Below are 7,352 nucleotides of genomic sequence, written 5' to 3'. Positions count from 1 at the left end.
CGGGCGCGGGACAGGGGCACAGGCCGGGCCGGTGCGCGGCCGGCACGCGGCGGGCGCGCCGACCGGAGGCCGCACCCGGCGGCGCGGCGGGGTGGTGCGGGTGGCGGGGAGTCGAAGACATCAGGGAGGTGTCACCTCAGAGGCCGGCGCCAGGGACGCGCGCGATCTGTGGGAGCCCTCCTTCCACGACTGCCGGAGTCCGGCGGCGGGCGTCGGCGCAATGCCGCGGCGGGCGCGGGCATGCTCCAGTGGAGTACGCATAAGTGGTCCCATCCTGGGTCGGATTGTGGGGGGAGGACCCGAACGTCGCAGGGAAACGGCAGACCGGCCCTTACCGGCCCGACCAGTCGGTAACAATAGACCCGGTCATCACTGCGACACCACACCTTCGCGTGCGTTTATGACTCATTGGCGTCCGTACTTTCGTGACAGTCTTCGGGTGGCCGGGCGCGGAAAAAGTCCCGCGAGCAGGCCTGAACCACCCTCGGGACGCACGTCCGCCCGGGTGTTCCGGCGCCTTGCCGGCCGTTCGCTCCGGGAACGGGCGGAAACGCGCGCGTTGACGGCGGCCATCTCTTCCCGGAAGACAGCGGATCACTCGTCACAGGCGGCTCCTCTGCTCCAGCTCTTGAAATCGTTTTCCGAATCCCCACATTCTCCAGGCCTGCTCCTCATGTCCGGCGCCTGCCCTGTGCGGGTTCTGCCGGGCGTCGCGGGCCGGGGCGTGCGGTGAACGGTCGGCGAACCGTGCGCGGCGGGTGCGCCCGAGCCCTGGTGCGGCTCCGGCGGCCGGGGCGGGCGTCGCGCTCGCGGGGGCTGGAGGGCGGCCGGGATTCCGGGAAGTCCAGAACATCCCGTACGTCCAGGGGCGTCCTGGACCGCCACGTCCGGGCCGGCCGCGACGGCTTCGCCCGGACTTCCGGCCGGCGGCCCTGCCGCGGGCGCCGTGGGGGCTCGCCCGTTCGGCGTCTGCGGCGCGCGGGGTGCGCCCCCGGGCGCCGCCCGGGGCGTGCCGGGTGCTCGCCCGCGCCGACGCCGTCCGCGTCCCGGAGGGTTTTCCGGCGGATTGCGCGCTCTGGTGTGTGCATCCTCAAGGGAACGCGAAAGGCGGCGGGGTGCGCGCATTGCGCGTGTTCCCGCCGCCCGTGGGCCGCCGGCGTCAGCGGATGTCGGCCGCCTCTTTGCGGTAAAAGGTCATTGGCATATGCCCCCGGTGTCGGGCTGCCGACTGCGGGAGGTTGATTTCCGCAAAAAAGGATCAAGTGTGAAGTGTGCGGCGGTGCCTGCCGTGCCAGGTGCGGACCAAGTGGCCGACATCCGGGACAATCTGGGCATGTGTGAGGTGATGGATTCCGCTTGTGCCGAAGGTTCGGTGAGCGCATCATGGCAGGGTGGAGTGGTGGGGCCGACTCGGTACCCGGGCTCGAAGAGTGCATAATTGGCTCATGCAATGAGATGTCCGCATGATTGGTGTGAGCGCGTTTTCGAAAGGGCGTTCCCGGCGCCGGGAGATGGAATTCCCGGCCCGGTGCCGCTCTCTCGGCTGCTCGCGCGGCGGGCGCCGCGCGAGCAGGTGGAGCAACTGGAGGAGCACGTGACCCGGCTATCCGGCACCCCGCGCGACTGTGACGTCGACCCGATCGCCACGCTCAGCGGCTCCGAGCGGAGAGTCGCCGCCCTGGCCGTTCGGGGCCTGACCAACCGGCAGATCGCGCGGCGGCTGTTCATCACGGTCAGCACGGTCGAGCAGCACCTCACCAACACCTACCGGAAGCTGAACGTCAGCAGGCGCGGGGAGCTGCCGAGCGAGCTCGGCCGGATGGCCGACGGCGCCTGACCCGCGGCCCCGCCGGGCCGCCGCCGCGCGCGGGCCGCCGCAGCGGCACGCTCGGCGCGCTCCGGCGGCACGCCGCGGCCGCGCCCGGCGGGTGCCGGAGCGGCCGGGGCCGGGAGTCCGCCCCTCACAGGCGGCAGCTGACCTCCATGCCGTCCGCCACCGGGAACGTGACGCTGTGGTAGCCGTTGCCGGGGTCTCGGACATAGGCGAGGTAGTCGGCCAGGTCGCTCATGTCGACGTCGTCCGCGATGACGAGCGCCCCGGCCGGCAGCCGGGGCTCCAGCAGGCGCAGCACCGGAAGGCACAGATCCTTCCAGCCGTCGAGCAGGACGAGCTGGACCTCTGTGTCCAGGGCGGACAAAGTGGCGCGGGCGTCCCCCTCCAGCACGGTGACCAGGTCGTCCAGTCCGGCGGCGGCGAGGTTGGCGCGGGCCGCCGCGATCTTGTCCGCGCTGAGTTCGGTGGTCACCACCCGGCCGTGGCCGTTGTCGCGGACCGCCGAGGCCAGGTAGAGGGTCGAAATCCCGTACGAGGTGCCGAACTCGACCACCGTGGTCGGGCGGACGGCCCGTACGAGCGCGTAGAGCAGGTCGCCGCCGCGCGCCGAGACCGGCATGTACACCGCGGCGTTGGCGTCCGCGAGCTGCTGCGCGGTGGCGCGGCGGAAGTCGAGCCCGGTCTCGGCGCGGACGCGCTCCTGTTCCGTGTCGTCGTCCTCGGCCGCGGTGAAGAGCCGGTCCAGCAGGGTGCTCACGCGCGGGTCGTGAAGGGTGTTGTCGGTCATGGCCGTAAGAGTAGACGCAACGTTGCGTCTACTCCAGGGCTTGTACACTGCCTGTGAGGAGGGGCACATGGGTGGACGCACCGACGCGGCGCGGGAGAAGGCCGGCGCCGGCCGGGCCCGCCATCACGGCAACCGGCACGGCCGCAGCGAGAGCGCCCGGCAGGCCGTCCTGGAGGCGGCGGACGACCTGCTCGCGGAGCGGGGATTCGCCGGGGTGACGATCGAGGGCATCGCCGCGAAGGCCGGGGTCGCCAAGCAGACGATCTACCGCTGGTGGTCCTCGAAGACCGACATCCTCCTGGACGCCCTCGTGGACGACGCCGCCGAGCACCTGGACCCCACCGACCTGGGCGACCTGGGCCGCGACCTGCGCCAGCACCTGCGTCGGCTGGCCGGCTTCCTCACCGGCTCCGACCCCGGCGAGGTCGTCAAGGCGCTCATCGGCCAGGCGCAGCACGACCCGGCCGTCGCCGCCGCGCTGCGCGACAGGTACCTCGGCAGGCAGCGCGACCGCGACCGCAAACCTTTCGAGCGCGCCCTGGGCCGCGGCGAACTGCCGCCCGGCCTCGACGTCGACGCCGCGCTCGACCAGCTCGTCGGGCCGGTCTACTACCGGGTGCTGGTCACCGGCCAGTCCGTGGACGCCGCCTTCACCGACGCCCTGGTCGACGCCCTCCTGGACCGCGCGGAGCGCGCGCCCGGCCGCTGACCGGCGCGCGGCGGCCCGGCGGGCCGGCCCCGGTCAGAACGTCGGGACGGCCACCGCGTCGTAGGCCGTGTCCGGCGTCGGCGGGGTGGTGAGCCGGCCGTTGACGAGATAGAGGCGGCCCTGCCACGCCGCGACGGTGGTGGGCACGTCGAAGCGCGGGTCGGTGCGGCTGCCCACCACCCGGCCCGCGCCGCCGTCGGCGGTCAGCTCCACCCGGGTCAGCAGGTTCAGCCGGTTCTGCACCGCGTACAGCCGGGTGCCCCTGCGCAGCAGGCCGTCGTTACGAGGCAGCGCCGCGCCGCCGAGGTCCACCGCGCGGGCGGCGCCGGTGGCGGGGTCGACACGGAAGAGGCGGCCGGTGCTGGTCTGCCCGACGACCAGCCCCCTGCCGTCGGGCGTGGTGACGATACCGTTCGCGTTCACGGTCCCGGGCTCCACCACCAGGTCCCCGGTCAGCGGCAGCCGCTGGACCCGGTCCGGTGCGGGCAGTTCGCCGTGCCGGCCCAGCGGCAGCCGGTAGAGCACCGGCCGGCGGGAGTCGGTGAACCACACGGCCTTGCGCGTGAGCACCAGGTCGTTGACGAAGGTGTCGGCGTCCGCGAACCGGTAGCGGGCCAGGACGGCGCCGGTGCGCAGGTCCACCACGCGGGCGTCCCCGCCCGTGCCGCCGGCGACGAACAGCCTGCGGTGCGCGGAGTCCACCTTGACCCCCAGCGCCGGCGTGCCCGGTCCGGGAGACAGCACGCGGCCCCGGCCGGTGCGCAGGTCCACCTGCCAGATCCGGCCGTCGGCCCGCGAGCCCAGGTACGCCGTCGGCCACGCGCCGATCGCGATGCCCTCCGGCTGGAATCCCGCGGGCAGCGGGAAGCCGGCCGGCGTGTCGGTCCGCGGCGCCGCGCCGGCCGCCGCGGACGGCACGCCGCACAGCCCCAGCGCGAGGGACACCAGGGCCGCGGTGAGACCACGCATCGGTACTGCCATCGCCCATCGCCCTATCGCCGTTCGTACCGCCCGCCCCGCCGTTTCATCATCGAAGCCGCCCCCACCCGGCGCAACCGCGGGCCCGCCCGCCGGCCGCGCCGCGGTGCCCGGCGGCCCCACGGCCGGAGCGCGCGGAAACGCCGCCCGGGTGCGCCGCCCGGCCGGCCGGCGGGGCCGGAGCCTCGGCGGGCGCGGCGAGGCACGGGGGACCCGGGCCCCGCACCGGCTCACGCGCGGTAGGAGCCGATCAGCCGGGCCAGGTGCCGGCCCGCGACCAGCAGCGGCTCCTCGCTGCGGGAGACCTGGGCGGACGTCTACACGCCGCGCCTCGACGCGGGGGAGCACCCGGGCGACGTGGACCGGCTCGCCATGGGCGCGGCGAGCGCCGGCCACGTGCTGCACACCGCCCGGGACGCGGGCGTGGACGACGCGCTGCCCGCGGCCGTCGCCGAGGTCTTCCGGCGCGGCCTGGCGGCCGGGTACGGCGGTGACAGCTTCACCAGCCTGGTCAGGCTGTTCGCCGCGCCCGCCGCCTGACCTGGGCCCGCCGCCCCGGCCCGGCGGACCACCCGGCCCGGCGGACCGTCAGTCGGTCGCCGTCGCCGGGTCGCTGGTGCTCGGGCGGCCGGTCTCCACGTGCCCGGCCAGGCGGCGCAGGAAGGCCGCGTCCCGGTCCGAGCGCACCGTCAGGTCGTACCAGCCGTGGCTGCGCGCCGGGCGCGCGACGTGCACGGCGCGCCCGCCGGGCGCCAGGCGGTAGGTGGCCGGGGGCTCGTGTCCGTACGCGTCGGCGACGGTGAGCCGGACGGCCTGGCCGCCCTCGTTGACCAGGTCGACCGCGANGGCGCGCGACGTGCACGGCGCGCCCGCCGGGCGCCAGGCGGTAGGTGGCCGGGGGCTCGTGTCCGTACGCGTCGGCGACGGTGAGCCGGACGGCCTGGCCGCCCTCGTTGACCAGGTCGACCGCGACCTGCTCGCGGCGCCCGTCGTGCCGCGCGGCCACGCGCGGGCCCGCGGCACCGGCCCGCCCGGCGAACCGCCGCAGGAAACCGGCCGGGCCGTGCACCGTCAGGTCGTACGCGCCGCCGTCACCGGGCGCGGCCCAGTCGGCGGACAGCGTCCGGCCCGCCTCCACCGTGTAGGTCCACGGCCCCTGCCCGCCGAGTGCCGACGTCACGTAGAACTGCGCGCCCGCGCCGCCGTGGCTGGCGAAGTCGACGGCGACCCGCCCGGCGTCCGGCCCCGGGCGCGCGTCGGCGGCCAGGTCGTACGGCAGCGGCCGGGCCGGCCGCAGCCCGCGCTCCTGGCGGGGCAGCCGCGGGCGCGCCGGGGGCCGGGGGACGTAGTCGGGGTGCCGGACGCGGTCCGGGGGCGCGTAGCCGCCGGTGTCCGGCAGGTCCGGCACCCGGGCGTCGGCGCGCGCGAAGTCGAACGCGGCGGTGAGGTCGCCGCACACCGCCCGCCGCCACGGGGAGATGTTCGGCTCCCGCACGCCGAAGCGCCGCTCGATGAGCCGGATCACCGACGTGTGGTCGAACACCTGCGAGCACACCCAGCCGCCGGTGCTCCACGGCGACACCACCAGCATCGGCACCCGCTGCCCCAGGCCGTACGGGACGGGCTCGCCGCCGGCCCGCGCGGGCGGGTACAGCTCGCCGGCGACGTCCGCCGTCGACCGGCCGCGCTCCGGCGAGGCGGGCGGGTACGGCGGCACGACGTGGTCGAAGTAGCCGTCGTTCTCGTCGTACGTGACCAGCAGCGCCGTCCTGCTCCACACGCGCGGGTCCGCGGTCAGCGCGTCCAGCACCCGCGCGACGTACCAGGCGCCGTAGTTGGCCGGCCAGTTCGGGTGCTCGCTGAACGCCTCGGGGGCCGCGATCCAGGAGACGGCGGGCAGCCGCCCGGCCAGCACGTCGGCCTTCAGCTGGTCGAAGTAGCCCTCGCCGTCCTTGGTGCGGGTTCCGGTGCGGGCCCTGTCGTACAGCGGGCTGCCCGGGGCCGCGGTGCGGTACCGGTCGAAGTACAGCAGGGAGTTGTCGCCGTAGTTGCCGATGTACGGGTCCCGCGTCCAGCCCCAGGAGCCCGCGGCGTCGAGCCCGTCGCCCGCGTCCTGGTAGACCTTCCACGAGATCCCGGCCTGCTCCAGCCGCTCGGGGTAGGTCGTCCAGGAGTAGCCGCGCTCGGCGTTGTCGACGACCGGCCCGCCGCCGGCGCCGTCGTTGCCGGTGTAGCCGCTCCACAGGTAGTACCGGTTGGGGTCGGTGGGACCCATCAGCGAGCAGTGGTACGCGTCGCAGACGGTGAACGCGTCGGCGAGCGCGTAGTGGAAGGGGATGTCCTCGCGCGTGAGGTAGGCCATCGTGGTCGCGGTCTTGGCGGGCACCCACCGGTCGTAGGCGCCGTCGTGGAAGGCCGCGTGCCCGCCCTGCCAGTCGTGGTTGAGGTCCTCCAGGAACCGCAGGCCCAGGTCGTCGGCGTCCGGCCGGAAGGGCAGCACGTCCCGCGTGCCGTCGGACTGGTACCACACCGGCTTGCCGCTGGGCAGCACCACCGGCCGCGGGTCGCCGAAGCCCCGTACGCCCCGCAGCGAGCCGAAGTAGTGGTCGAAGGACCTGTTCTCCTGCATGAGGACGACGATGTGCTCCACGTCCCGCAGGGTGCCGGTGCGGCGGTCCGCCGGGATCCGCGCCGCCCGGGCGATGCTCGGGGCGAGCGCGGACAGCGCGGCGGTGCCGCCGGCCAGCTCCATGAAACGTCGGCGGTCGATGTCGGCCATGGGACGCCGGCCTCCCGGGGCGTAGGGGGTGGTACGTGCGCGGGCGCGGACAGTATCGGCACGCGCGGGGAACGCCGCGGGGTGCGCCGGGTGAACCGCGGACGAACCCGCACGGTCGCCGCGGCCCGCCGCGGGGCCGTCCGGCCGGGGGAGCCGGAAACCGGACACCCGCCCGCGCGGGCGCGCCGCCGGCCCCGCCGTGCGGCAGGCTGGAGCCATGCCCACCGGCCAGCCCACCGGCGACGGACCCCGCGGCGCCGCGGCC

Annotated in this window: 5 protein-coding genes and 2 pseudogenes; 3 read left to right on the top strand and 4 right to left on the bottom strand. The window is 75.4% G+C overall.

Annotation, left to right across the window (positions count from 1 at the left end):
• Positions 1-1,642 precede the first annotated feature (1,642 nt).
• Positions 1,643-1,837 (top strand): annotated as a pseudogene (locus RKE29_RS26350) (helix-turn-helix transcriptional regulator); the annotation flags it as partial.
• A 124-nt stretch (positions 1,838-1,961) separates the two neighbouring features.
• Here the strand turns inward: RKE29_RS26350 and RKE29_RS26345 are convergent.
• The gene (locus tag RKE29_RS26345) at positions 1,962-2,621 is read right to left on the bottom strand and encodes a CmcI family methyltransferase (protein WP_312008155.1); all 660 of its coding nucleotides are present in this window, start codon (positions 2,619-2,621) and stop codon (positions 1,962-1,964) included.
• A 67-nt stretch (positions 2,622-2,688) separates the two neighbouring features.
• Between RKE29_RS26345 and RKE29_RS26340 the strand changes: the two genes are divergently transcribed.
• The gene (locus RKE29_RS26340; protein ID WP_312008154.1) at positions 2,689-3,330 is read left to right on the top strand and encodes a TetR/AcrR family transcriptional regulator; all 642 of its coding nucleotides are present in this window, start codon (positions 2,689-2,691) and stop codon (positions 3,328-3,330) included.
• A gap of 33 nt (positions 3,331-3,363) precedes the next feature.
• Here RKE29_RS26340 and RKE29_RS26335 read toward each other — a convergent pair whose 3' ends face one another.
• Positions 3,364-4,299, bottom strand: coding sequence for a superoxide dismutase (locus tag RKE29_RS26335; protein WP_312008153.1), 936 nt, complete (start codon positions 4,297-4,299; stop codon positions 3,364-3,366).
• Between the two features lie 366 nt (positions 4,300-4,665).
• Here RKE29_RS26335 and RKE29_RS26330 point away from each other — a divergent pair, with 366 nt between their 5' ends.
• Entirely contained in the window at positions 4,666-4,848 is a 183-nt protein-coding gene (locus RKE29_RS26330) for a hypothetical protein (protein ID WP_312008152.1), read from the top strand.
• Positions 4,849-4,896: 48 nt separating this feature from the next.
• On the opposite strand, the gene RKE29_RS26325 is transcribed toward RKE29_RS26330, so the two are convergent.
• Together RKE29_RS26325 and RKE29_RS26320 are read right to left on the bottom strand one after the other, a co-directional pair.
• Positions 4,897-5,142 (bottom strand): phospholipase domain-containing protein, encoded by a 246-nt coding sequence (locus RKE29_RS26325; protein WP_312008156.1) that lies wholly within the window; start codon positions 5,140-5,142, stop codon positions 4,897-4,899.
• Positions 5,143-5,176: 34 nt separating this feature from the next.
• Positions 5,177-7,087, bottom strand: a pseudogene (locus RKE29_RS26320) (phosphocholine-specific phospholipase C); the annotation flags it as partial.
• Positions 7,088-7,352 lie beyond the last annotated feature (265 nt).

The sequence above is a fragment of the Streptomyces sp. B1866 genome (assembly GCF_031932565.1).
Classification (GTDB): Bacteria; Actinomycetota; Actinomycetes; order Streptomycetales; family Streptomycetaceae; genus Streptomyces.
This window is presented reverse-complemented; position numbering and strand designations above follow the sequence as displayed.

Bases quoted from the DNA above. Each gene is read 5' to 3' on its own strand.
- RKE29_RS26345 (WP_312008155.1), bottom strand. From the start codon at position 2,621: ATGACCGACAACACCCTTCACGACCCGCGCGTGAGCACCCTGCTGGAC.
- RKE29_RS26340 (WP_312008154.1), top strand. From the start codon at position 2,689: ATGGGTGGACGCACCGACGCGGCGCGGGAGAAGGCCGGCGCCGGCCGG.
- RKE29_RS26335 (WP_312008153.1), bottom strand. From the start codon at position 4,299: ATGCGTGGTCTCACCGCGGCCCTGGTGTCCCTCGCGCTGGGGCTGTGC.